The 23,988-nt window shown below is 70.5% G+C and carries 21 protein-coding genes; 11 read left to right on the top strand and 10 right to left on the bottom strand.

Features of this window, described 5'->3' with window-relative positions:
- Positions 1-511: 511 nt before the first annotated feature.
- The 5 genes from ACZ7M2_RS01845 to ACZ7M2_RS01825 all read left to right on the top strand — a co-directional run bounded on the left by ACZ7M2_RS01845 (position 512) and on the right by ACZ7M2_RS01825 (position 5,413).
- A complete protein-coding gene (locus ACZ7M2_RS01845) occupies positions 512-1,471 on the top strand; it encodes a TraR/DksA family transcriptional regulator (RefSeq protein ID WP_471593742.1) in 960 nt (319 codons plus the stop codon).
- A gap of 92 nt (positions 1,472-1,563) precedes the next feature.
- Entirely contained in the window at positions 1,564-2,172 is a 609-nt protein-coding gene (gene lspA, locus ACZ7M2_RS01840) for a signal peptidase II (protein WP_471593741.1), read from the top strand.
- Between the two features lie 116 nt (positions 2,173-2,288).
- The gene (locus tag ACZ7M2_RS01835; RefSeq protein WP_471593740.1) at positions 2,289-3,233 is read left to right on the top strand and encodes an RluA family pseudouridine synthase; all 945 of its coding nucleotides are present in this window, start codon (positions 2,289-2,291) and stop codon (positions 3,231-3,233) included.
- Positions 3,230-3,718 (top strand): GNAT family N-acetyltransferase, encoded by a 489-nt coding sequence (locus tag ACZ7M2_RS01830; protein WP_352046583.1) that lies wholly within the window; start codon positions 3,230-3,232, stop codon positions 3,716-3,718. The genes ACZ7M2_RS01835 and ACZ7M2_RS01830 overlap by 4 nt, the downstream gene beginning before the upstream one ends.
- Before the next feature lie 108 nt (positions 3,719-3,826).
- Positions 3,827-5,413 (top strand): Na+/H+ antiporter, encoded by a 1,587-nt coding sequence (locus ACZ7M2_RS01825; RefSeq protein WP_471593739.1) that lies wholly within the window; start codon positions 3,827-3,829, stop codon positions 5,411-5,413.
- Between the two features lie 251 nt (positions 5,414-5,664).
- On the opposite strand, the gene ACZ7M2_RS01820 is transcribed toward ACZ7M2_RS01825, so the two are convergent.
- Positions 5,665-6,816 carry a mechanosensitive ion channel family protein gene (locus ACZ7M2_RS01820; protein ID WP_471593738.1) on the bottom strand — a complete coding sequence of 384 codons (1,152 nt, stop codon included), beginning with the start codon at positions 6,814-6,816 and terminating at the stop codon, positions 5,665-5,667.
- 99 nt (positions 6,817-6,915) lie between these two features.
- Here ACZ7M2_RS01820 and ACZ7M2_RS01815 point away from each other — a divergent pair, with 99 nt between their 5' ends.
- Entirely contained in the window at positions 6,916-7,485 is a 570-nt protein-coding gene (locus tag ACZ7M2_RS01815; protein ID WP_352046580.1) for a dienelactone hydrolase family protein, read from the top strand.
- Positions 7,486-7,609: 124 nt separating this feature from the next.
- Here the strand turns inward: ACZ7M2_RS01815 and ACZ7M2_RS01810 are convergent, their stop codons facing one another.
- The 5 genes from ACZ7M2_RS01810 to ACZ7M2_RS01790 all read right to left on the bottom strand — a co-directional run bounded on the left by ACZ7M2_RS01810 (position 7,610) and on the right by ACZ7M2_RS01790 (position 12,850).
- Positions 7,610-7,963 (bottom strand): hypothetical protein, encoded by a 354-nt coding sequence (locus ACZ7M2_RS01810; protein ID WP_075026377.1) that lies wholly within the window; start codon positions 7,961-7,963, stop codon positions 7,610-7,612.
- Between the two features lie 97 nt (positions 7,964-8,060).
- Positions 8,061-9,731 carry an alkaline phosphatase D family protein gene (locus tag ACZ7M2_RS01805; protein ID WP_471593737.1) on the bottom strand — a complete coding sequence of 557 codons (1,671 nt, stop codon included), beginning with the start codon at positions 9,729-9,731 and terminating at the stop codon, positions 8,061-8,063.
- 92 nt (positions 9,732-9,823) lie between these two features.
- Entirely contained in the window at positions 9,824-10,633 is an 810-nt protein-coding gene (locus ACZ7M2_RS01800; RefSeq protein WP_471593736.1) for a thioredoxin domain-containing protein, read from the bottom strand.
- A 94-nt stretch (positions 10,634-10,727) separates the two neighbouring features.
- The gene (locus ACZ7M2_RS01795; RefSeq protein ID WP_471593735.1) at positions 10,728-11,414 is read right to left on the bottom strand and encodes a hypothetical protein; all 687 of its coding nucleotides are present in this window, start codon (positions 11,412-11,414) and stop codon (positions 10,728-10,730) included.
- A gap of 92 nt (positions 11,415-11,506) precedes the next feature.
- A complete protein-coding gene (locus ACZ7M2_RS01790) occupies positions 11,507-12,850 on the bottom strand; it encodes a DUF2252 domain-containing protein (protein WP_471593734.1) in 1,344 nt (447 codons plus the stop codon).
- A gap of 324 nt (positions 12,851-13,174) precedes the next feature.
- Here ACZ7M2_RS01790 and dnaE point away from each other — a divergent pair, with 324 nt between their 5' ends.
- Positions 13,175-16,714, top strand: coding sequence for a DNA polymerase III subunit alpha (gene dnaE, locus ACZ7M2_RS01785; protein WP_471593733.1), 3,540 nt, complete (start codon positions 13,175-13,177; stop codon positions 16,712-16,714).
- Positions 16,715-16,816: 102 nt separating this feature from the next.
- On the opposite strand, the gene ACZ7M2_RS01780 is transcribed toward dnaE, so the two are convergent.
- Entirely contained in the window at positions 16,817-16,993 is a 177-nt protein-coding gene (locus ACZ7M2_RS01780; protein WP_167552113.1) for a hypothetical protein, read from the bottom strand.
- A gap of 234 nt (positions 16,994-17,227) precedes the next feature.
- Between ACZ7M2_RS01780 and ACZ7M2_RS01775 the strand changes: the two genes are divergently transcribed.
- The 4 genes from ACZ7M2_RS01775 to ACZ7M2_RS01760 all read left to right on the top strand — a co-directional run bounded on the left by ACZ7M2_RS01775 (position 17,228) and on the right by ACZ7M2_RS01760 (position 21,308).
- On the top strand, positions 17,228-18,445 hold the full coding sequence (locus tag ACZ7M2_RS01775) for an NYN domain-containing protein (RefSeq protein WP_352046572.1): 1,218 nt from the start codon (positions 17,228-17,230) through the stop codon (positions 18,443-18,445).
- A 167-nt stretch (positions 18,446-18,612) separates the two neighbouring features.
- Positions 18,613-19,635 carry an ABC transporter ATP-binding protein gene (locus ACZ7M2_RS01770; protein WP_352046571.1) on the top strand — a complete coding sequence of 341 codons (1,023 nt, stop codon included), beginning with the start codon at positions 18,613-18,615 and terminating at the stop codon, positions 19,633-19,635.
- A 151-nt stretch (positions 19,636-19,786) separates the two neighbouring features.
- Positions 19,787-20,608, top strand: a complete 822-nt coding sequence (locus tag ACZ7M2_RS01765; RefSeq protein WP_471593732.1) for an ABC transporter permease — start codon at positions 19,787-19,789, stop codon at positions 20,606-20,608.
- A 34-nt stretch (positions 20,609-20,642) separates the two neighbouring features.
- On the top strand, positions 20,643-21,308 hold the full coding sequence (locus tag ACZ7M2_RS01760) for an AAA family ATPase (RefSeq protein WP_471593731.1): 666 nt from the start codon (positions 20,643-20,645) through the stop codon (positions 21,306-21,308).
- Positions 21,309-21,588: 280 nt separating this feature from the next.
- Here the strand turns inward: ACZ7M2_RS01760 and ybaK are convergent, their stop codons facing one another.
- The 3 genes from ybaK to ACZ7M2_RS01745 are packed head-to-tail and all read right to left on the bottom strand — an operon-like array spanning position 21,589 to position 23,889.
- Positions 21,589-22,092, bottom strand: a complete 504-nt coding sequence (gene ybaK / locus ACZ7M2_RS01755) for a Cys-tRNA(Pro) deacylase (RefSeq protein WP_054231469.1) — start codon at positions 22,090-22,092, stop codon at positions 21,589-21,591.
- Positions 22,093-22,105: 13 nt separating this feature from the next.
- On the bottom strand, positions 22,106-22,846 hold the full coding sequence (locus ACZ7M2_RS01750; RefSeq protein WP_471593730.1) for an LON peptidase substrate-binding domain-containing protein: 741 nt from the start codon (positions 22,844-22,846) through the stop codon (positions 22,106-22,108).
- 11 nt (positions 22,847-22,857) lie between these two features.
- Positions 22,858-23,889, bottom strand: a complete 1,032-nt coding sequence (locus tag ACZ7M2_RS01745) for a hypothetical protein (protein WP_471594499.1) — start codon at positions 23,887-23,889, stop codon at positions 22,858-22,860.
- Between the last annotated feature and the right edge of the window lie 99 nt (positions 23,890-23,988).

Here is a 23,988-nt window from a genome sequence, read left to right as displayed (position 1 = left end):
TGGCTCCCCGGTGCGTGCTGTGCACCAGTGAGCCCCCTCATTGGGGTCGCGATGCCGGTTCTACCGGCCGCTGCTCACTCGCTGCGGCTTTCTTCCGGCGGCTCCGGGGTGATCTTCGCGTCGCGCTCGCCCCCGGGCTTCCACCGTCCCCGGGTCGCTCCTGGCCGCGTACGCCGCTACTCGTCCCCATCCACGCTTCTCGCTGCGCCCAGTGTACGGCGCCGCGCGGACAGCGGCCGACCGGTTTTCCGGGGTGCGCCGCCGGGGACGTCCGGGGCGTCCCGCGGCCTGCGCGGTGACCCGAACGGCGAGGCACGGGCGTCCGGATCCTGGGACGCCGGACCTGGCGGATTACCTGGCGGGGAGCTGGGCACAACGCATGCAGGTTCCTCGCGAGGGACCCGCGGGGCGGACGAAACGTTGGTGCGCCCGGTTGCCGCGGACAAGAAGTCGATTTATCGTCCCAGCACGATTTGCGCGCAAAATCACAATATGTGAAGGAGCCGCGGCCATGGTGGCGAAGAAGACCGCCGTACAGCAGTCGGCGTCCAGCAGATCCACGGGTCCGGCGGCCAAGGACGTGGGTGGCAAGAAGAGCGCGTCGGTGGCGCCCGCGGCGCATGCGGCCAATCCGGTGAACACCGCCACGAAGACCGCCGCGAAGCCGCCCACCGAGACGGCCACGAAAGCCGCTGTCGGCAAGAAGGCGGCGGCCACCGGGAAAACGGCCGCTACGAAGGGAGCCACCAAGAAAGCGGTCGCCAAGAAGGCGGGCGCCAAGAAATCCGTGGCCAAGGAAGCGGTGACCAAGGATGCGGTGACCAAGGAAACGGTCGCCCGGAAGGCGGTGGCCAAGAAGGCCGACGGCAAGAGCGTGGCCAGGAAGAGCAGCGGCACGGCAAGGAAAAGCACCAGCACGGCGAAGAAGTCGGTCGCTTCCGCGGCCGAAGGCGCGGCCAAGGCCGCGAAGACGACGGGAGCCACGACGGTGGTTGCGAAGAAGACTCCTGGCACGGCCACGGCGGCGCAGAACCCCACCGCTGTCCCCAAGGCGCGGATCGCCGCGGTGGAGCCCGGCGAGCTCGCGGTGCGCCCCGGTGAGGACCCCTGGACCCCGGAGGAGGTCGCGGAGGCGCGCGCCGAACTCCAGTCCGAGGCGCTGCGGCTGAGCACCGAGATCTCGTCGTCCGAAGAGGCGATCGCGGGCCTGATGCGCGACTCCGGCGACGGAGCGGGCGACGATCAGGCGGACACCGGCACGAAGAACATCACACGCGAGCACGAGATGGCCCTGGCGGCCAACGCGCGCGAGATGCTGGAGCAGACCGAGCGAGCCCTGGAGCGGCTCGACGCGGGCACCTACGGGCTCTGCGAGAACTGCGGCGATCCCATCGGCAAGGCGCGGATGCAGGCCTTCCCGCGAGCCACCCTGTGCGTCGAGTGCAAGCAGAAGCAGGAACGCCGCTACTGATTCGCGCGGGAGGGCTCCTGCGCACGTGGGCGCCGGGGGGTGTGCCGTACCCTCGTCCTCAGTCAGGCACCTAGGTCGAGGGACTCACTCACGTGGCAGAGGCGGAGCGCATCATCGGTACGCCGGATACCCCAGGAGCGGGGGGCGCCGAGCCGGAGCAGTCCGGCGTGGAAGGGACCGTGGAAGGGACCGGGGCCCCGGCCGAGGGGCCCAGGGGCAGGCGCAGGGTCGCCGTCCTGTTCACGGTCGCCGCCCTGGCGTACGCCCTCGACCTGGTCAGCAAGCTGATCGTGGTCGCGAAGCTGGAGCATCACGCGCCGATCCAGATCATCGGGGACTGGCTGAGGTTCGAGGCGATCCGCAACGCGGGTGCGGCCTTCGGCTTCGGCGAGGCGTTCACGATCATCTTCACGGTGATCGCCGCGGCCGTGATCGTGGTGATCGCGCGGCTCGCGCGCAAGCTCTACAGCCTGCCCTGGGCGATCGCGCTCGGTCTGCTGCTGGGCGGTGCCCTCGGCAACCTGACCGACCGGATCTTCCGCGCGCCCGGGATCTTCGAGGGCGCGGTCGTGGACTTCATCGCGCCCAAGCACTTCGCGGTCTTCAACCTGGCCGACTCGGCGATCGTCTGCGGCGGCGTCCTGATCGTGCTGCTGTCCTTCCGCGGGCTCGACCCGGACGGCACGGTCCACAAGGACTGACCGGCCGCACGGAGTGGCGTACGGGACGTCTGGAAGGACGTCTGGAGGCAGGTCCACGGGCACTGCTGTTCGGGCGGTGGTCCGGCGGTGTCCGACCCGTCCGGCATACTCGACGGGTGAGCACCATTCCCGAGATCCGCAACCTGCCCGTGCCCGACGGCCTGGAGGGCGAGCGCGTCGACGCCGCCATCTCCCGCATGTTCGGCTTCTCCCGCACGAAGGCCGCCGAGCTCGCCGCGGCGGGGAAGGTCACGGTCGACGGCTCGGTGGTCGGAAAGTCCGAGCGGGTGCACGGCGGCGCCTGGCTCGAAGTGGAGATGCCGCAGGCTCCCGCCCCCGTGCAGATCGTCGCCGAGCCCGTCGAGGGCATGGAGATCGTGCACGACGACGACGACATCGTCGTGATCATCAAGCCGGTCGGTGTCGCCGCGCACCCGAGCCCCGGCTGGAGCGGTCCGACGGTGATCGGCGGCCTCGCGGCGGCCGGATACCGGATCTCGACCTCGGGTGCCGCCGAGCGGCAGGGCATCGTGCACCGGCTGGACGTCGGCACCTCCGGGCTGATGGTCGTGGCCAAGTCGGAGCGCGCGTACACCTCACTGAAGCGGCAGTTCAAGGAACGCACGGTCGACAAGCGCTACAACGCGCTGGTCCAGGGGCACCCCGACCCGATGAGCGGCACCATCGACGCACCCATCGGCCGGCACCCCAACCACGACTACAAGTGGGCGGTGACGGCCGAGGGCAAGCCGTCCGTCACGCACTACGACCTGATCGAGGCGTTCCGGGCGGCCAGCCTGCTCGACATCAAGCTGGAGACCGGCCGCACCCATCAGATCCGTGTCCACATGGCGGCCCACCGCCACCCCTGCGTGGGGGACCTGACCTACGGCGCGGACCCGACGATCGCCAAGCGGCTCGGTCTGACCCGGCAGTGGCTGCACGCGGTGCGGCTCGGCTTCGAGCACCCCGGGGACGGGCAGTGGGCGGAGTTCGAGAGCGGCTACCCCGAGGACCTGCAGAAGGCGCTCGACAAGGTGCGTGAGGAGAGCTACGCGTGAGCGGCTCGGACGGGGCGCGGGACGGCGCCTACGTGGTGCGCGTGGCCGAGGACGCCGCGGACCGTGAGGCGTGCTTCGCGGTGCGCAAGGAGGTCTTCGTCGGCGAACAGGGCGTCCCCGAGGACATCGAGTACGACGCGTACGACGCCGGTGCCCTGCATGTGCTGGCGATCCGCGAGGACGGGGTGCCGCTGGGCACCGGACGGCTCCTGTACGGCTCGGAGGCCGCCGCGAAGACCGACGGCGACCTGACGGTCGGCTCGCTCGGCCGGCTCGCCGTGACGAAGGCGGCGCGCGGGCTCGGCGTCGGCGTGGCCCTCGTACGGGCCATCGAGGACGCGGCACGCGCGCGTGGCCTCGCGGCGGTGGACCTGCACGCGCAGACGCAGGCGATGGGGTTCTACGAGCGGCTCGGGTACGTGGCGTACGGCGAGGAGTTCCTCGACGCCGGGATCGACCACCGGGCGATGCGCAAGGCCGTGTGAGACGGGGTTCGTCGCACGCGGGTTGCCGGGCGGGCATTGTCGTAGGCGCGTGGCAGGCTTGAGGTCTGGCTCTTCCTTGATCGCCTAGACCTTGCCGGAGCGCTGACCGTGGATCAGTTGGCCCTGTTGTTCGTGCTGCTGCTCGGGGCCGTGGTGAGCGTCCCGGTGGGGGACCGGTTCGGGCTGCCGGCGCCTGTCCTGATGACGCTCCTCGGGATCGTGCTGGCCGTGCTGGACTTCGTGCCCAACGTGGACGTCCCGCCGGAGCTGATCCTGCCCCTGCTGCTGCCTCCGCTGCTGTACGCCTCGGTGCGACGCACCTCGTGGAGACAGTTCGCCGCCAACAAACGGCCGATCTTCCTGCTCGCCGTGGCGCTGGTGTTCGTCACCACGGCGGTTGTGGCCTTCGTCGCGAGCGCCATCGTGCCGGGGCTGCCGATCGCCGCCGCCGTCGCCCTGGGCGCGCTGGTGGCGCCGCCCGACCCGGTCGCCGCGACAGCCGTCGCGGGGCAACTGGGGCTGCCCCGCCGACTGGTGTCGATCCTGGAGGGCGAGGGGCTCTTCAACGACGTGACGGCCATCGTGCTCTACCACGTCGCGATCGCCGCCGCCGTGAGCGGCACCTTCTCGCCGTGGCGGGCCGGGCTCGATCTCGTGCTGTCCGCCGTGGTCGCGGTCGCCATCGGGCTGGCGCTGGGGTGGGCGGCGAACAAGCTGATGTCGCTGCTCGGTGACGCCACGCTGCAGATCGGGATGACGCTGCTGGTGCCCTTCGCGTCGTACGTCCTTGCGGAGGAGCTGCACGGGTCGGGGGTGCTCGCCGTGCTCACCACCGCGCTGTTCCTCGCGGAGTACGCCACCGATGCCGACGACGTCTTGACGCGGCTCGCCGGGTACACGTTCTGGGACGTGGTGGACACGCTGGTCACCGGGGTCGCGTTCGGGCTGATCGGGCTCGAGCTGCACAACGCGATCAGGACGGCGTCGGGGCGGTGGGGCGAGATGCTGGGCTGGGCCGCCGCGATCGTCGCCGTCGTGGTGTTCGTACGGCTGGCGTATCTGATGCCGGCGACGTGGCTCACGAAGCGGCTGCACGCGAAACGGGACTACGACGAGGAGATTCCGACCTCGTGGCGGGAGACCGTGATCATGTGGTGGTCGGGGATGCGGGGAGTCGCCTCCGTGGCCCTCGCGCTGGCCATTCCGCTGAAGATGGACGACGGGTCGCCGTTTCCCGACCGGGACGAGATCATCTTCATCGCGTTCGGGGTGATCATGGCCACGCTGGTGCTCCAGGGGCTCACGCTGCCGTGGCTGGTGCGCAGGCTCGGGGTGCGGGCCGACGAGAGCGTCGAGAAGGCGTTCGAGAAGGAGCTGGCGGTTCGGGCGGCGAAGGCGGCGAAGCGGCGGCTCAAGGAGATCGAGGAGGTGGAGGAGCTGCCGGAGGAGCTGTCCGAGCAGCTGATTCGGCGGGCCTTCGACATCGGGACGCGGATCAGTCCGGATCTGGGGGACGAGGAGCGGCGGGAGGCGCATGAGCAGCGGGCTCGACGGGTGAAGCGGTTGCGGCGGATTCAGGGGGAGATGTTGAGCGCGGCGCGGCATGAGGTGTTGTCGGCGCGGAGTGAGCCGGGGGCGGATCCGGAGATCGTGGACCGGGTGCTGCGGCACCTGGACGTACGTAGTTTGCGTTGAGAGTGTTCTCCCGCCCACGCACCGCCCGTTTCCACCCTGCTGACAAGTGACGGTCGCTTGTGGGGGTGATGCGCCGTCGGCGGCTGCGGGGGAGAGGCACACGGATACTCTGCGCCGCCTGCCGCCTGCCGCCTGCCGCCTGCCGCCTGCCGCCTGCCGCCTGCCGCCTGCCGCCTGCCGCCTGCCGCCTGCCGCCTGCCGCCTGCCGCCTGCGGGGGGTGCGAGGGTGCGGGGGTCGGGTCCTGGGGTGGTCAGGCTCGGCCTGGGCCCGTTCGTGGGGGGTCGGGGGTGTGGGGGGTCGTGGGGGCGGCTATCGCGCCGTCGGTGTCGTCGTGGTCCGGACGGTGGGGGCGGCCGTTGGGCCAGCTCAGGGGCAGGATCGCCTCGGCCGTGTTGACGCGGGGGAGGGCGTAGGGGTGTATGTCGGTGAGCCAGCGGATCATGCGCTCGCGCACCGTGACCCGTACCGTCCAGATGTCGTCCGCGTCCTTCGCGGTCACCAGGGCGCGCACCTGCATGGTGTTGGGGGTGGAGTCGGTGACGGCGAGGCCGTAGTCGCGGCCGTCCCAGGCCGGGCACTCGCGCAGGATGTCGCGGAGCTGCTCGCGCATCGCCTCGACGGGTGCCGAGTGATCGACGTGGAAGAAGACGATGCCGGTCATCTGGGGGGTGCCGCGGGACCAGTTCTCGAAGGGCTTGGATGTGAAGTACGAGACAGGCATCGTGATCCGGCGCTCGTCCCACGTGCGTACCGTCAGGAACGTCAGTGTGATCTCCTCGACGGTGCCCCACTCGCCGTCCACCACGACCGTGTCGCCGAGGCGCACCATGTCGCCGAAGGCGATCTGCAGCCCGGCGAAGAGATTCGCCAGCGTGGACTGGGCGGCGACACCGGCGACGATGCCGAGGATGCCGGCCGAGGCCAGCAGCGAGGCACCGGCCGCGCGCATCGCGGGGAAGGTGAGCAGCATCGAGGCGACGGCCACCACGGCGACGACCGCGGACACCACCCGTTGGATCAGCGTCACTTGCGTGCGCACCCGGCGCACCCGCGCCGGGTCGCGGTGGGCGTTCGCGTAGCGGGTGTAGGAGGTCTCGACGATCGCCGTCGCGATGCGGATCACGAGCCACGCGGCGGACCCGATGAGGATCAGGGTCAGGGCGCGGCCGACGCCGACCCGGTGTTCCACGAGCAGCTTCGCCTGGTCGTACGAGCCGCGCAGCAGGGCGGCGAACAGCACGAGCTGGAAGGGGACCCGTGCGCGGCGCAGCAGGCCCCACAGGGAGGTCTCTTGGTGTCGGGCGTCGGCCTTGCGCAGTACGCGGTCCACGGCCCATCCGATGAGCAGCGTGAGCACGACCGAGCCACCGACGACGATCAGGGGACGCAGTACGTTCTCCATGCCTGAGACCGTAACCGGCTTGGGGCCGCCCTGAACATGTCGCCCTGGTCCCCGGTCCTCGATCCGGGGCTGTCAGTCCTGGCTGGCACCATGGGGCGCATGAACATCATGCTCTTTCACTCGACCTACGGGCCCCGGCCCGCGGTGCGCGCGGCGGCCGACCGGCTGCGTGCCGCGGGGCACGAGGTGTGGACGCCGGACCTCTTCGAGGGCCGCACCTTCGAGACCGTGGAGGAGGGCATGGCCTTCAACGACGGGATCGGCAAGGAGGAGCTGCTCAGACGCGCCGTCCTGGCCGCCGCCCCCTATTCCGAGCGCGGCCTGGTGTACGCGGGGTTCTCGCTCGGCGCCTCCATCGCGCAGACCCTGGCGCTCGGCGACGAGAAGGCCCTTGGGCTGCTGCTCCTGCACGGCACGTCGGACATCGCCGAGAGCGCGTCGGTGGACGAGCTGCCGGTCCAGCTGCACGTCGCGGAGCCGGACCCGTTCGAGACGGACGACTGGCTGAGCGCCTGGTACCTGCAGATGCAGCGGGCGGGGGCGGACGTGGAGATCTACCGGTACGCCGGTGCCGGGCACCTGTACACCGACCCCGGCCTGCCCGACTACGACGAGGAGGCCGCTGAGGCCACCTGGCGGGTGGCGCTCGGCTTCCTGGACTCGCTGTAGCGGTCCGCCGCACCGGGGTGACAGGCTTCCAACAGACGGGCCCGGGTCATCTGTTGGATGACCCGGGCCCGTCTGTTCCACTTAGGTCACCTGCGACTACCGGCGTTGTGGAACGTCGGAGAACCTAGCCCGGGAAGCACTCCTTGGGCGGGTGCACCAGCGACGGGAAGTGACCGGACCACACCCAGGACGTCGGCTTGGAGTCGTAGATCCTGAACCACCGCTCCCCCGAGGGGGTCTTGGTGGTCGAGCACTGGATCCGCAGGGTCGTGCCCCGCGGCTCCGTACGGTACCTCGTCGACGAGGAGGTGGGCTGGGCGTATATGGGAGAGCTCTCGGCCGTCGTCAGGTTGACGAACGCCGGTGCCGCTGCCGCCGTGGCTTCCTGCGCCTCGGCGGATGTGGCGGTGAGTCCGGCGAGCGCCAGGGCGGCGCCGAGCACTGCGGTCTTCGTCAGGACACTTTGGGGGGTGGCCATGTGACTCCAATCGTGACAGAACTGACGGACCGTCGGTATGACGATCAGACAATGCGCTCGACGCTATCAAGATCTTCCCCACGCCCGGAATTGATTTCTATACCGGGTCGTAGGTGCGCTCGACCTTCTGGGTTCCGGTGCGCGTGCGGTACGAACGAGCCCAGGACGAGGTCGCGTTGGCGTTCGTGCGGTCGGACAGGACGTAGTAGTCCATCTGCGCGCGGTCGGCGGTGATGTCCAGGACGCCGTATCCGTGGCGGTCGGTGTCGACCCAGTGGACGTGCCGGTTGGCGATCTGGATGAGCGGGGCGGCGATCGCGGAGACCGTGCCCTCGGGGACCTTCACGATGTCGTCGAGGTTGTCGGAGGTCACCGAGGTGATCACGAACTCGGTGGCGGCCGACGCGGACAGCGGGTACGTCCCGGCGTCCACCGGCACGTCGTTGGCCCAGGACATGTGGATGTCGCCGGTGAGGAACACCGTGTTGCCGATCGCGTTCGAGCGCAGATGCGCGAGGAGTTCACGCCGGTCGTCGGTGTAGCCGTCCCACTGGTCGGTGTTGACGCCGATGCCGTCCTGCGGCAGGTCCAGCAGCTTGGCGAGCGGCTTGAGCAGGTCGGCGGTGAGCGAGCCGATGACGAACGGCGCGATCATCACCGAGTTGCCGACCAGCCGCCAGGTGGTGTCGGACGCCTTCAGCCCGGCCTTCAGCCAGTCGAGTTGGGCCCGGCCCGTGATCGTACGGTCCGGGTCGTCGACCGTGCCGCTGGCCGTGGACGCCTGCTGGGAGCGGAAGGACCGCAGGTCGAGCAGGGAGAGGTCGGCGAGCTTGCCGAAGCGCAGCCGGCGGTAGGTGGTGCCCGCGATCGCCGGGCGTACCGGCATCCACTCGAAGTAGGCCTGCTTCGCGGCGGCCTGACGTGCCGTCCAGGTGCCCTCGGCGCCCTCGGTGTGGTTGACGGCGCCGCCGGACCAGGCGTTGTCGGCGAACTCGTGGTCGTCCCAGATCGCCACGACCGGCGCCTTGTGGTGCAGGGCCTGGAGGTCCGGGTCGGTCTTGTACTTGCCGTGCCGGGTGCGGTAGTCGGCGAGGGTGATGATCTCGTTCGCGGGGGAGTGCGGCCGGACGACCGTGCCGCGCGCCGCGTACTCGCCGGACTTGTACTCGTAGATGTAGTCCCCGAGATGCAGCCAGGCGTCCAGGTCGTTCCGGGCCGCGAGATGGCGGTACGACGAGAAGTAGCCCGCCTCCCAGTTGGCACAGGTGACGACGCCGAAGCGCAGGCCCGCCACGGCGGCGTTGGCGGCCGGGGCGGTGCGGGTGCGGGCGACGGGCGAGTCGGTGCCGCCCGCGGAGAAGCGGAACCAGTAGTCCGTGGCCGGTTCCAGGCCGCGGATGTCCGCCTTCACGGTGTGGTCGGAGGAGGCCGTCGCGGTGAGGGAGCCCTTGGAGACGATCGTGGTGAAGGCCTTGTCCTTGGCGACGGTCCAGCTGACTTCGGTGTCGGGGCCGACGCCGGAGCCGGGTATCGCCGCGGAGGTGGGCGTCACCCGGGTCCACAGCAGGATGCCGTCCGGGAGCGGGTCGCCGGAGGCGACGCCGTGCAGGAAGGCGGGGGCGTCCGCGGCGGCGCGGGCCGGCAGGGCGGCGACGAGCGGGCCGGCCAGGACAGCGGTCGCCGCCGCGGCCTTGACGACCGTACGGCGGCGGGGCGAGGGAGAGTTGAGGCCCTGGGACGCCTCGGATGATCTGTATCGACTGGTCACGACCGAACAGGTTACTGATCGGTACGCGCGAGAGCGGGCGAACCACGAAAGTTCGCCCGCTCTTCACGCGGAGGCCGGATTCCCCGTCGGCGTCAGCCCTTGAGGGCCGCGTCCACCACCTTGTCGAAGTCGGCCACCGTCAGGAGCGGGGTGCCGCCGTTGAGCTGCTTGCCGTCCATGACGAAGCCCGGGGTGCCGGTCACACCCTCCTTGTTGTCGTCGAAGGTCTTCGACATGGCCATCGCCCAGGCGTCGTAGGTGCCCTTCTTCACCGCGTTCTGGAACGCGGTGTTGCCCTTCAGCGAGGGAACGGTGTCGGCGACCTTGAGGAGGTAGGCGTCGTCCTTGAACTTGTCGGTCGTCTCGTCCGGGTGCCACTTCGTCGAGTACAGCGCGGTCTTGTACTCGAGGAACGCCTCGGAGCTGACGTTCAGCGCGGCGCCCAGGGCGCTCAGCGCGTTCTTGGAGCCCTGGCCGTTGTCCTTGTCGTCGATGAACGTGGCGCCGACGTACTGGAACTTGAACTTGCCGTCGTCGATGTCCTTCTTCACGGTCGAGCCGACGGTCTGCTCGAACTGGGCGCAGACCGGGCAGCGCGGGTCCTCGTAGACCTTGAGGGTCTTCTTGGCGGTGCTCTTGCCGATGACGACGGTGGTGCCCTTGGTGCCGGTGGTGTTGGCCGGGGCGACGACCTTGGCGTCCTTCAGGCCCGCCCAGTAGCTCGGCTTGTTGTTCTGCACGACCGCGTAGCCGACGCCGCCGGCTATCGCGAGGACGGCGACGATGGAGCCGGCCACGATGGCCTGGCGCTTGACCTTGTCGCGCTTGGCCTGGCGCTCGCGCTCGAGGCGCAGCTTCTCCCGGGCCGCCGTCTTCGCCGCCTGGCTGTTTCGCTTGCTCATGTTGGTGATCTCCATGGGGGACGCGTACACGTCGTACGCGGGATACGTAGGGGGGACTGCCGGTGCTCAAGGGCTGTCGCGCAGAAGCGATGGTTCAGGCGAAAGCGGCCGAGAGCGGCGGTCCACGCCGTCCCAGGGAGTGGACGAACAGGCGGGTGCGGGCGCCCGCGCTCCGGCGCGCGGGGCGCGGCAGCCGGCGTACCGGGGCGAGCCGTACGGTCACCGCGGCGACCGCGATCAGCAGGGGCCGGAAGGTGGCCGCGGCCACCGCGCGCAGCAGCTGGTCCAGGGCGCGGTCGCCGCGGCGCAGCCAGGCGGCCGCGAGCAGCCCGACGCTGACGTGGGCGGCGAGCAGCAGCCAGGCGGCGGCCGGGTCGGTCTGCGCGAGCAGGGTGGCGGCACGGTCGCCGCTGCCGCCGGTCACGTGGGCCAGCGGGGTGCCCACGCTGCCGCCGCCGCACAGCACGTCGAAGCCGACCGAGCGCAGCGGGCCCGCGACGGGGCCGCCCGCCCTGCCGTAACAGACGTGCTGGCCCGTGGTGAACACGGTGTCGGCGGTCAGCTCCAGCGGGATGAGCAGGGCGGCGATCCGGCCGAAGCCGCGCTCGCGGCCCGCCAGCGCGTAGGCGATGACGAAGACGGCCGCGGCGATCGCCGCCAGGGTGCCCAGTGGCAGCGGGACCCGGGACAGCAGTACGTGCGACGCGGTGGAGAGCGTCACGACGACAGCCGTGAACAGTGCCGCGCGCACGGCTCTGAGCTGGGTCCCGGGTATGTCCATAGCGGAGCCGAGTGTCCCACGTGCTCCCGTAAGGGCCCCCTAAAGGGTTCCTATGTGTTACGGGAGCGTTGTGGGTCCGTCGTCCGGGGTGCCTACAGGCCCGGGATCCGGCCGTTGCGGAACAGGTCGACGAAGATCTGGTGGTCGGCACGCGCGCGTGCGCCGTAGCTGTGCGCGAAGTCCACCAGGAGGCCCGAGAAGCCGTCCTCGTCGGCGGCGATCGCCGCGTCGATGGCCCGCTCGGTGGAGAACGGGACCAGCTCCGAGTGGCCGCTCTCGTCGTCGGCCGCGGCGTGCATGGTGGCCGTGGCACGGCCGAGGTCGGCGACGACCGAGGCGATCTCCTCCGGGTCGTCGATGTCGCCCCAGTCCAGGTCCACCGCGTACGGCGAGACCTCGGCGACCAGCTGGCCGGCGCCGTCCAGCTCGGTCCAGCCCAGCCACGGGTCGGCGTGCGCCTGCAGGGCACGCTGGGAGATCACCGTGCGGTGGCCCTCGTGCTGGAAGTACTCGCGGATCGAGGAGTCCGTGATGTGCCGGGAGACGGCCGGGGTCTGGGCCTGTTTGATGTAGATCACGACATCGTTCTCCAGGGCGTCGCTGTTGCCCTCCAGAAGGATGTTGTACGAAGGCAGTCCGGCGGAGCCGATGCCGATGCCGCGGCGGCCGACGACGTCCTTCACCCGGTAGGAGTCGGGGCGGGCCAGGGAGGACTCGGGGAGCGTCTCCAGGTAGCCGTCGAAGGCCGCGAGCACCTTGTAGCGGGTGGCCGCGTCGAGCTCGATGGAGCCGCCGCCGGGCGCGAAGCGGCGCTCGAAGTCGCGGATCTCGGTCATCGAGTCGAGCAGCCCGAAGCGGGTCAGCGAGCGGGCGTCACGCAGCGCGTCCAGGAGCGGGCCCTCGGCCGTGTCCAGGGTGAAGGGAGGCACCTCGTCGCTCTTGGCGCCGGTGGCCAGGGCGTGGATGCGCTCGCGGTAGGCCGCCGCGTACACCTGGACCAGCTCGGTGATCTGGTCGTCACTGAGCGCCTTCGCGTACCCGATGAGGGCCACGGAGGCGGCGAAACGCTTGAGGTCCCAGGTGAAGGGGCCGACGTAGGCCTCGTCGAAGTCGTTCACGTTGAAGATCAGGCGGCCGTTGGCGTCCATGTACGTGCCGAAGTTCTCGGCGTGCAGGTCGCCGTGGATCCACACGCGGGAGGTGCGCTCGTCCAGGTACGGTCCGCCGCGCCTCGGCCCGAACCCGATCTCCGCGGTGAGGTCGTGGTAGAAGAGGCCCGCCGTGCCCCGGTAGAACGCGAAGGCGGAGGCCGCCATCTTGCGGAACTTGACGCGGAACGCGGCCGGGTCGGCGGCCAGGAGCTCGCCGAAGGCGGTGTCGAAGACGGCGAGGATCTGCTCGCCGCGTTGCTCGGCGCTGAGCTGCGGGACCGACATCGCTGGGTGCCTCCTGGTGCAGGTGGTGCTTGACATGGGGGAAGGACGTGTCCGTCCGCCGGGACGGTTGCTTCCGTCCTCTCCCAACGGACGAAGGTACGCGGGAGTGCCCGCGCGCCGGGGACGAACGGTACGCGCGCGTGCCCCGCGCCCCGGACGAAGGTACGGGTGATCGGCCCGCCCGTCACCCGACCACCGCCCCTCATTGAGGCGCTTCGCGCCCAGTGTTCGTCTCCAGTGTCAGCGGCGCGTCATAGACTTCGACGCTGTCCCCCCAGACTGTCCGCAGCCTGTCGACGATTGTTCTCCTTGGAGGCCGAAGCCGTGTCAAAGCCGCCGTTCACGCACCTGCACGTCCATACCCAGTACTCGCTGCTGGACGGTGCCGCGCGGCTCAAGGACATGTTCGATGCCTGCAATGAGATGGGCATGACGCACATCGCCATGAGTGACCATGGCAACCTTCACGGGGCCTACGACTTCTTCCACACGGCGAAGAAGGCGGGCGTCACACCGATCATCGGCATCGAGGCGTACGTCGCCCCGGAGTCCCGGCGCAACAAGCGCAAGATCCAGTGGGGCCAGCCGCACCAGAAGCGCGACGACGTGTCCGGTTCGGGTGGTTATACGCACAAGACGATCTGGGCGGCGAACCGGACCGGCCTGCACAACCTCTTCAAGCTCTCCTCGGACGCGTACGCCGAGGGCTGGCTCCAGAAGTGGCCCCGGATGGACAAGGAGACCATCTCCCAGTGGTCCGAGGGGCTCATCGCCTCCACCGGCTGCCCCTCCGGCGAGCTCCAGACCCGCCTGCGCCTCGGCCAGTACGACGAGGCCCTGAAGGCGGCCGCCGAGTACCAGGACATCTTCGGCAAGGACCGCTACTTCCTGGAGCTGATGGACCACGGCATCGAGATCGAGCGCCGGGTCCGCGACGGACTCCTGGAGATCGGCAAGAAGCTCGGCATCCCGCCCCTGGTGACGAACGACTCGCACTACACGTACGCGCACGAGGCGACCGCCCACGACGCCCTGCTGTGCATCCAGACCGGCAAGAACCTCTCCGACCCGGACCGCTTCCGCTTCGACGGCACCGGCTACTACCTGAAGTCCACGGACGAGATGTACGCCGTCGACTCCTCGGACGCCTGGCAGCAGGGCTGCGCCAACACCCTTCTGGTGGCCGAGCAGATCGACACCACCGGCATGTTCGAGGCGAAGAACCTCATGCCGAAGTTCGACATCCCCGAGGGCTACACCGAGGTCACCTGGTTCCAGGAGGAGGTGCGCATCGGCATGGAGCGCCGCTTCCCCGGCGGCGTCCCCGACGACCGCCAGAAGCAGGCCGAGTACGAGATGGACGTCATCATCCAGATGGGGTTCCCGGGGTACTTCCTCGTCGTCGCCGACTTCATCATGTGGGCCAAGAAGCAGGGCATCGCCGTGGGCCCGGGCCGTGGCTCGGCGGCCGGTTCGATCGTCGCGTACGCCATGGGCATCACCGACCTCGACCCGATCCCGCACGGTCTGATCTTCGAGCGGTTCCTGAACCCCGAGCGCGTCTCCATGCCCGACGTCGACATCGACTTCGACGAGCGCAGGCGCGTCGAAGTGATCAGGTACGTGACCGAGAAATACGGCGCCGACAAGGTCGCCATGATCGGCACCTACGGAAAGATCAAGGCGAAGAACGCCATCAAGGACTCCGCGCGCGTCCTGGGCTACCCGTACGCCATGGGCGACCGCCTCACCAAGGCGATGCCCGCCGACGTCCTCGGCAAGGGCATCGACCTCAGCGGCATCACCGACTCCTCGCACCCGCGCTACAGCGAGGCGGGCGAGATCCGCGCGATGTACGAGAACGAGCCGGACGTGAAGAAGGTCATCGACACCGCCAAGGGCGTCGAGGGCCTGGTCCGGCAGATGGGCGTGCACGCCGCCGGCGTCATCATGTCCAGCGAGCCCATCGTCGACCACGCCCCGGTCTGGGTGCGGCACACCGACGGCGTGACCATCACGCAGTGGGACTACCCGCAGTGCGAGTCGCTCGGCCTGCTGAAGATGGACTTCCTCGGCCTGCGCAACCTGACGATCATGGACGACGCCGTCAAGATGGTGAAGTCCAACAAGGGCGTCGACCTCGACCTGCTGGCCCTCCCGCTCGACGATCCGACGACCTTCGAACTGCTCCAGCGCGGCGAGACCCTCGGCGTCTTCCAGTTCGACGGCGGCCCCATGCGCTCGCTGCTGCGCCTGATGAAGCCCGACAACTTCGAAGACATCTCCGCCGTCTCGGCGCTCTACCGTCCCGGCCCGATGGGCATGGACTCGCACACGAACTACGCGCTCCGCAAGAACAAGCTCCAGGAGATCACCCCGATCCACAAGGAGCTGGAGGAGCCCCTCGAAGAGGTCCTGGCCGTCACCTACGGCCTGATCGTCTACCAGGAGCAGGTGCAGAAGGCCGCCCAGATCATCGCCGGGTACTCGCTCGGCGAGGCCGACATCCTGCGTCGTGTGATGGGCAAGAAGAAGCCCGACGAGCTGGCCAAGAACTTCACGATCTTCCAGGCCGGCGCCAAGAAGAACGGTTACAGCGACGAGGCGATCCAGGCCCTGTGGGACGTGCTGGTGCCCTTCGCCGGCTACGCGTTCAACAAGGCGCACTCGGCCGCGTACGGACTTGTCTCGTACTGGACCGCCTACCTGAAGGCGAACTACCCCGCCGAGTACATGGCGGGCCTGCTCACCTCGGTCAAGGACGACAAGGACAAGTCCGCGATCTATCTGAACGAGTGCCGGCGCATGGGCATCAAGGTGCTCCCGCCCAACGTCAACGAGTCGGAGCAGAACTTCGCCGCGCAGGGCGACGACGTGATCCTCTTCGGCCTCTCCGCCGTCCGCAACGTCGGCACGAACGTCGTCGAGTCGATCATCAAGAGCCGCAAGGCCAAGGGGAAGTACGCCTCCTTCCCGGACTACCTCGACAAGGTCGAGGCCGTCGCCTGCAACAAGCGCACCACGGAATCGCTGATCAAGGCGGGCGCGTTCGACACCATGGGGCACACCCGCAAGGGCCTCACCGCGCAGTTCGAGCCGATGATCGACAACGTGGTGCAGGTCAAGCGCAAGGAGGCCGAGGGCCAGTTCGACCTCTTCGGCGGCATGGGCGACGAGGACACCAGCGAGCCCGGCTTCGGACTCGACGTGGAGTTCACCACCGACGAGTGGGACAAGGCCTATCTGCTCGCCCAGGAGCGGGAGATGCTCGGTCTGTACGTCTCCGACCACCCGCTCTTCGGCCTGGAGCACGTGCTGTCCGACAAGGCCGACGCGGGCATCTCCCAGCTCACCGGAGGTGAGCACGCGGACGGCGCGGTCGTCACCATCGGCGGCATCATCTCGGGCCTCCAGCGCAAGATGACCAAGCAGGGCAACGCCTGGGCGATCGCCACGGTGGAGGACCTGGCCGGTTCCATCGAGTGCATGTTCTTCCCGGCGACGTACCAGCTGGTGTCGACCCAACTCGTCGAGGACGCGGTCGTCTTCGTCAAGGGCCGCCTCGACAAGCGCGAGGACGTGCCGCGGCTGGTCGCGATGGAGCTTCAGGTCCCCGACCTGTCGAACGCGGGCACCAACGCACCCGTGATCCTCACGATCCCGGCGCTGAAGGTCACCCCGCCGATGGTGAGCCGCCTCGGCGAGATCCTCAGCCACCACAAGGGCGAGAGCGAGGTGCGCATCAGGCTCCAGGGCCCGCGCAAGACCACCGTGCTGCGGCTCGACCGGCACCGGGTGAAGCCGGATCCGGCGCTGTTCGGCGACTTGAAGGTGCTGCTGGGCCCGTCCTGCCTCGCGGGCTGACGGATCAGCTGACAGGATCAGATGATGTACGCGAGGGGCGCATCCGTTGCCGGATGCGCCCCTCGGTGTGTGCCTGGGCTTCAACAGCCCTTACGCGTGACCTCAGTTGTGGCCGAAGCGCTTCTGGTGCTTGCGCGCGACATCCGCCGGGCTGCCCTGGGCCTGCGACATCGGCGTGTGAGCCTCCGTCGAGGACCGCTGCGCCTGCTCCTGCGCACGCTCGGCCTGCGAGGAGCGGTCCTGCTGGCCGCCCTGCTTGCGGTTCTTGTTCTTGGCCATGGTGATTGCCTCCTGTGGGGCCCTAGGGGTCAGGGCCGGATCCAGATTCACATTCACATAGCCTGACAAGCAGTGCATTTCGGAGAATTACCCTGTGTAATAAGCCCTGTCGGAGCGTTATCCCCCGATTCGCCACGCCGAAGATCGAGTTCGGGCCGTTAACCTCCGCGCCGTCGGGCAGACTCGAAGGAAGCCCGAAGCAAACCTCCCGGAACCGGAAAGAGGGTGGACCGCGTGGACCGCTGCATCGTCCTGGTGGACGCCGGGTATCTGCTCGGGGCTGCTGCCAGTCTCCTCGCCGGGGAGCCTTCGCGATCCCGGATCACCGTCGACCACGCCGCCCTCATCCAGGGCCTGCGCGAGCGCGCCGAGTCCGACACGGAGCGGCCCCTGCTGCGCATCTACTGGTTCGACGGCGCGCCCGACCGCGTACCGCAACCTGAGCACCGCCGGCTGCGCGTGATGCCGCGGGTCACGGTGCGCCTCGGCGCGCTGACCCGCAGCGACGGGCGGTGGGCGCAGAAGGGCGTCGACGCCGCCATGCACGCCGAGCTGACCGAGCTGGCCCGCAACCGCGCCTGCTCCGACGTGGTCCTGGTGACCGGCGACGGGGACCTGCTGCCGGGCATGATGGCCGCCAAGGAGCACGGCGTCGCCGTACACCTGTGGGCCGTGCAGGCCGCGGACGGCGACTACAACCAGTCCGAGGACCTGGTCGCCGAGGCCGACGAGCGCCGGGTGCTGGACCGGGCGTGGATCACCAAGGCCGTACGGGCCAAGGACCTCGGCGGGATCTGTGCGCCGCAGCCCGTGCCGCGCCCCGAGATCGCCGCGATCCTCTCCGCGCCGCTGCCCGACTCGTCGCTCGCCGGTGCGGCCGAGCGGCCCTCCGAGACCGCGGAGCACAGCCCCGTCGCCGAGTCGCCGAACGGGGCCGAGGAGCGGGTTCCCGCCCCCAAGGGCGTGCCGACGCCCAAGGACCTCGCCGCACTGCGCGCACCGGGCGTCCAGGCCCCCCAGCACCCCGCGAGCGCGACGCTGCGGTGGTCGTCCGACAAGGGGTGGATCGAGCGCCCCGGGGGCGCCACGGAGTCCACGGAGGCCGCCGCGCTGCCCACCCTCGCCCAGCTCACCTCCGCCGAGCAGCGCTGGGCCGACCGCGAGGAGGACATCACCACGGTCGGCGGCGATCCGTACGAGGTGGGGCAGGTCTTCGCGCGCCGCTGGATGGAGCGGCTCACCGACCCGAGCCATCTGCAGAAGCTGTCCACGATGTACCCGCGGGTCCCGCACCGTGTGGACGGTGAGCTGCTGCGGTACGCGGCGCGCTTCGGGCTGCTCGCCCACAAGGACGACCAGATCGACGAGCACGACCGGTATGCGATCAGGGCGGGGTTCTGGCGGGAGATCGATGTGCGTACGGCGGCGGAGCACGCCCCTGCCGGGGAGTGAGCCCGGGCAGGGGCCGGACCCCGGGTGTGCTGCTCGGCTGCGGGTGGGCGTGGACGCTTCCGCGGGGCGCCGGACCTTTGAGAACCGGTCCAGGACGGCTCGTGGACCGGCTGAGGCGAGGGCCCCGGGCGCATAACGGGGCATCGGACCCCGTAGGCTCGTCCTTCGTGAGTACGCGCACGGCACAGGCAGTCCGGGACGGGCACAGGGGCGAGGTCGTGTGCTCGGTGCGCGCGCTGACCAAGACCTACCCGGCCGTCCGTGGACGCCGTGGCAGCCCCGGTACGCCCGAGGTGCGGGCCACCGACGGGGTACGGCTGGACATCAGGCGCGGCGAGATCTTCGGACTGCTCGGGCCGAACGGCGCCGGGAAGTCGACCCTCGTACGCCAGCTGACCGGGCTCATGCGCCCCGACAGCGGCAGTGTCGAGATCCTCGGGCACGACATCGTGCGTCACCCCGAGCGGGCGGCGCGCATCCTCGCTTACCTCGGACAGGAGTCCACCGCCCTCGACGAGCTGACCGTGTCGCTGGCCGCCGAGACGACCGGACGGCTGCGCGGGCTCGAACTGCGCGAGGCGCGGGCCGAGCGGGACGCCGTGCTCGACGAGCTGGGCCTCACCCCGATCGCCTCCCGCCCCCTGAAGAAGCTGTCCGGCGGACAGCGGCGGCTGGCGTGCTTCGCCGCTGCGCTGGTCGGGCGGCGGCCGCTGCTCGTCCTCGACGAGCCGACCACCGGCATGGACCCCGTGGCCCGGCGGGCCGTGTGGTCCGCCGTCGACCGGCGCCGGGCCGAGCACGGCGCCACCGTGCTGCTGGTCACCCACAACGTCATCGAGGCCGAGACCGTGCTCGACCGGGTCGCCGTCCTCGACCGGGGCCGCGTCATCGCCTGCGACACGCCGGCCGGGCTGAAGGAGCGGGTCGCGGGCGAGGTGCGGGTCGAACTCGTCTGGCGCGAGAGCGCGCCGCTGGACGTGCCCGAGGTCGCCGCGCTGCGCGCCCGGGCCGTCGAGTCGGGCCGCCGCTGGACCCTGCGGCTCGCCCCGGAGGAGGCCCGTGCGGCCGTCGCCACGGTCACCGGAGGCGCCGCGTTCGCCGCGCTCGACGACTTCACGCTGGCCACGCCGAGCCTGGAGGACGTGTACCTCGCGCTCGGCGGCAATGCGCAGGGGTTGGTGAAGGCGTGAGCGCGCGGGGTCTGGAATCCGTAGGGGAGTCTGTACGGACGGGGAGGGACGTCGTGGGTGTGGGAGTCGGCGTGGGAATGGGCGTCGGAAACGCCGGAAACGCCGGAAACAGGGACAGGACGGCTGCCGGAGTGAAGAGGAGCAGCTCGACGTGAGTGTCGTACCCGCTGAGGTGCTGCCGGGCAGTGCGCCGTCCGTGGCCGAGGACGCCGGTGACGCCGCCGAACTCGGGCCGCGGGCGCGGCTGTGGCCCTCCCTCGCCGCCATGTACCGGGCCCAGCTCTCCCGCGCGCGCGTGGCGCGGATTCCGCTGCTGTTCGTGGCCACGGTGCAGTCCGTCGGCATCATGGTCATGATGCGTGGCGTGGTGGACGGCGGGGGCGAGGCCCGGTCCATCGTGGCCGGGGCGTCGGTCCTGGTCGTCGCCTTCGTCGGGCTCAACCTGCTGGCGCAGTACTTCGGACAGCTGCGGGCCGGCGGCGGGCTCGACCACTACGCGACCCTGCCGGTGCCGCCGGCCGCCGTCGTGCTCGGTGCCGCGGGCGCGTACGCGTCCTTCACCGTGCCCGGGACCGTGGTCACCGCCGTCGTCGGCTGTGTCCTCTTCGGGCTGCCGATGGCGCATCTGTGGGTGCTCGTCGCGGTGATCCCGCTCGCAGGCGCCGCGCTCGCCGGGCTAGGGGCGGCGCTCGGACTGCTCGCGCCTCGGCCCGAACTCGCCACACTGCTCGGCCAGCTGGGGATGTCGGCGGCGCTGCTGCTCGGGGTGCTGCCGGCGGACCGGCTGCCCACGGTGGTGCAGTACGCCCGTGATCTGCTGCCCTCCACCTACGGCGTCGAGGCCTTCGCGCGGAGCTTCGGGGCGCACCCCGACTGGGCCTTCGTCGTCGGTGACCTCACCGTCTGCGCGGGCGTCGGGATGGCCTCGCTGGCGGTGGCGACCTGGGCGTACCGCCGGGCGGCCGTCCGGTGACGCGGCCGACAGCGGGGCCTGGCACGATGTCAGTGTGACCGCACCGCTGACGCCGCCTCCGCCGCCGCATGAACCGCCCTCCGACGACGCCCATGTCTGGCAGGCTCCGCCCGCCGGGGGCCTCGCGGGGACCGTCGGGTACGAACAGGACGGGCCCGGGATGAAGACCGAAGTGAAGGAGGCCGCCGTCGTCACGGTGGCGGTGGCGCTCGCGGGAGTACTGCTCGGTGTGCTGTGGTGGTGGCTGGCGCCGCATGTGCCGTTGATCGCGGACGACAGCGCGGTGTATCTGAAGGACACCGAGGGCGAGCAGGCCATCGGGGTCGACGGGACGTTCACGCTGCTCGCGCTGGCGTTCGGTGCGGTCAGTGCGGTGGCGGTGTTTCTGGTGCGGCGGCGTGGGGGTGTGCCGCTCGTGGTCGCGCTGGCGGTGGGGGGTGTGCTCGGGTCGCTGCTCGCCTGGCGGATCGGGATCTGGCTCGGGCCGACGCAGAACGTGGTCGCCCATGCCAAGCAGGTGGGCAAGGGGGTGACGTTCTCCGCGCCGTTGAAGCTCGGGGCGAGGGGGGCGTTGCTGGCGTGGTCCCTGGCGGGGCTGGTGGTTCATCTCGGCCTGACCGCGTTGTTCGGTCCCCGGGACCCGGATCCCTACGCGAGCCCGTACGGCGCTCCGACCCCACCGGCGCCTCCGACGGCCTGACCCGGCCTTCTCCCGCCCCCACCCGTCCCATCCTTCCGGGGCTCCGCCCCGGCCCCCGCCAGGGGCGCTGCGCCCCTGGACCCCCGTCCCAGGGGCGCGGGGAAATGCGCGCCCAGCCCCCGCCCGCGGACGAGGAACTCACCCCAGGGGGCCGGGCGCGTGGGTCATGGAGGCCGGTGGCCGTGGTTCGAGCGGCCCTTCTTCGTGCGCCACTTGCGTTTGCGGGTTCGTTTCGACATGCCTCTCGTGCTTAACGCAGGACGACGCGTCCGTCGAGGGGTCACGCACGGGCGACCGGCGCGGACACCGCTTCCGTGAGGTGTGCCAGGTCGTCGGGGGCGAGCTCCACCTCGAGGCCCCGGCGGCCGGCCGAGACGCAGATCGTGGCGTGGTGGTGGGCCGAGGCGTCCAGGACCGTGCGGAGTCTCTTGCGCTGGCCCAGGGGGGAGATGCCGCCGCGGACATAGCCCGTGGTGCGCTCGGCGGCCGCCGGGTCGGCCATGGCGGCGCGTTTGCCGCCCACCGCCGTGGCCAGGGCCTTCAGGTCCAGGGAGCCCGCCACGGGGACCACGGCGACCACGAGGGAGCCGTCCACGTCCGCGACCAGGGTCTTGAAGACGCGGTCGGGGGAGACGCCCATCGCCTCGGCGGCCTCCTCGCCGTACGAGGGGTGCGCGGGGTCGTGCTCGTAGGCGTGGACCGTGTACGCGACGCCCGCCGCCGTCAGGGCGACCGTCGCGGGCGTGCCCCCGGACTGCTGCTGCTTCTTCGACTTCTTCGCCAAGGTGTCGGGGCCTTCAGTTGAGACTTGTCGGGTTGCGCGTCAGTTCCGCCGCGGGCAACGACGGCAGATTACGGATGATGGCGGTCTCGGCGCGCAGGAGTTTCAGCTCTTCGTGCAGGCGGGTGGCCGTGTCGGGGGCCTGGAGCAGCTTCTGCTTGGCCGGGATGTCGAGCATCACGGCGGCCGCCACCAGGTAGGAGACCACCGCCGGGTCGTCCGGCAGGTCCGCGCCGGTGGACAGTGAGCGTTCGCGGGCGCCCGCCAGCCGCTTCTGGTACTGGCGGAAGGCCCGCAGGACGCCCTCGGCGAGCGCGCCCGCCTCCTCGCCGGGATCCTCCGGAAGTTCCTCCAGTTCGGCCGTCAGGAACGCGCCGGAGGCGTCCACGGACAGGAGCCGTACCCGCGTGGTGCCGGTGGCCAGTACCTCGAAACTGCCGTCGGCGCGCTCCCGGATGGTGGCCGCGTCCGCGACGCAGCCCACCTCGTGGAAGGCCTTGAGCGGGTCGTCGCCGAACCCGGCAGCGGCACCGCGTTGCGGCAGCGCCGTCTGGTCCGGCATACCGGGTGCGGTGTGCGCGACCTCGTAGCCGTCGCGGATGGCGACGACGGCGAAGCGGCGCGGTTCGTCCTCGGGGGTCTTCAGCAGTTCGCGCATCATGGCGCGATAGCGCTCCTCGAAGATGTTCAGGGGAAGCACGAGACCCGGGAACAGAACCGAGTTCAGGGGGAAGAGCGGGAGCCGGACGGTGGTCACGACGCGAAAGCCTAATGGTCGCCGGAGCGAGCACGTCCGCCGTGCTCACTCCGTGGATGGAGGGGGATGTTCGAGGCGACCTCCAGGCGGACTCCGTCGCGCAGTTCCAGGAACTGGCTCAGCGGGTCGTCGGAGACCCGGTCCCAGGGGAACGAGGTCGCGTACGGGCCGATCAGACGGAGCTGGTCCAGGGCGTCCTGCCAGCGCTCCAGCCTGATCAGGACGTAGGTGAGGAGGTTGCGCACCTCCGCGGGCCACGGGTCGGCGGGTGCGTATGCCGCCGAGACCGCGATCGCGAGGTCGGCCGCCTCGTCGAGCCGCTCACGCGGGATGACGGCCCGGCCGCCCTCGGTCAGATAGGCGAAGGCCGCGCGCACCGGAAGCGCCTGTACGAGTGAGCCGGGCAGCGCGTCCTGCGCGGCCCGCTCGGCGAAGTCGAAGCACTCGCGGTGGGAGCCGTACCAGGCGGCCGACAGGTACTTCAGGGCGGCCACATGGCAGCCGTAGTGGTGCGGGGAACGGCGTACGGCCTCGGCCCACAGCTTCTCGAACTCGGTGTGCCCGGCGTTGGTGCCACGGGCGTGGTCGAGCGCGATCCGCCAGGGCACCGGGTCGCGCGGGTCGCCCTCGGCGGCGGCGGCGATCAGCGGGCCGACCTCGCGCAGCAGCTCGGCCCGGGCGGGCGACTCCCACCAGCGGCGCACCGCGAGCTCGGCCTTGACCAGGAGCGCGTCCGGGTCGTGCGGGGACTCGCTCTGCCAGGTCTGGAGCCATTCGTCGCGGGTGCGCGCGAACGCGGCGAGGCGCCTCGCGTACCGGTCGCGGTTCTCCCACTCGGCGGCCTCGCGGGTGGCGGCGAGCAGTTTGGCCGCGATGTCGTACTCACCGCGGGCCGCCGCGACGAGGGCCGGGGCGAGCCGTTCGTCCGGGGCGTCCAGCAGTACCTCGTCGTCGGTGGGCAGTCCGGCGGCGAGGCGCGAAGTGTTCTTGACCATCCGGGCCGTACGGATGAACGCGCGCAGCAGTGCCATGGTGTCGACCATTGAAAGCCGCAGGTCGGAGCTGTACCAGAGGGTGTGCGGTGACACTTTCGTAACCCTCGTTTGGTTGTATGTCAGATGGTCAAGGGTGAGTAAAAAGTG

This window comes from Streptomyces sp. NPDC111507 (genome assembly GCF_055638955.1).
This window is presented reverse-complemented; position numbering and strand designations above follow the sequence as displayed.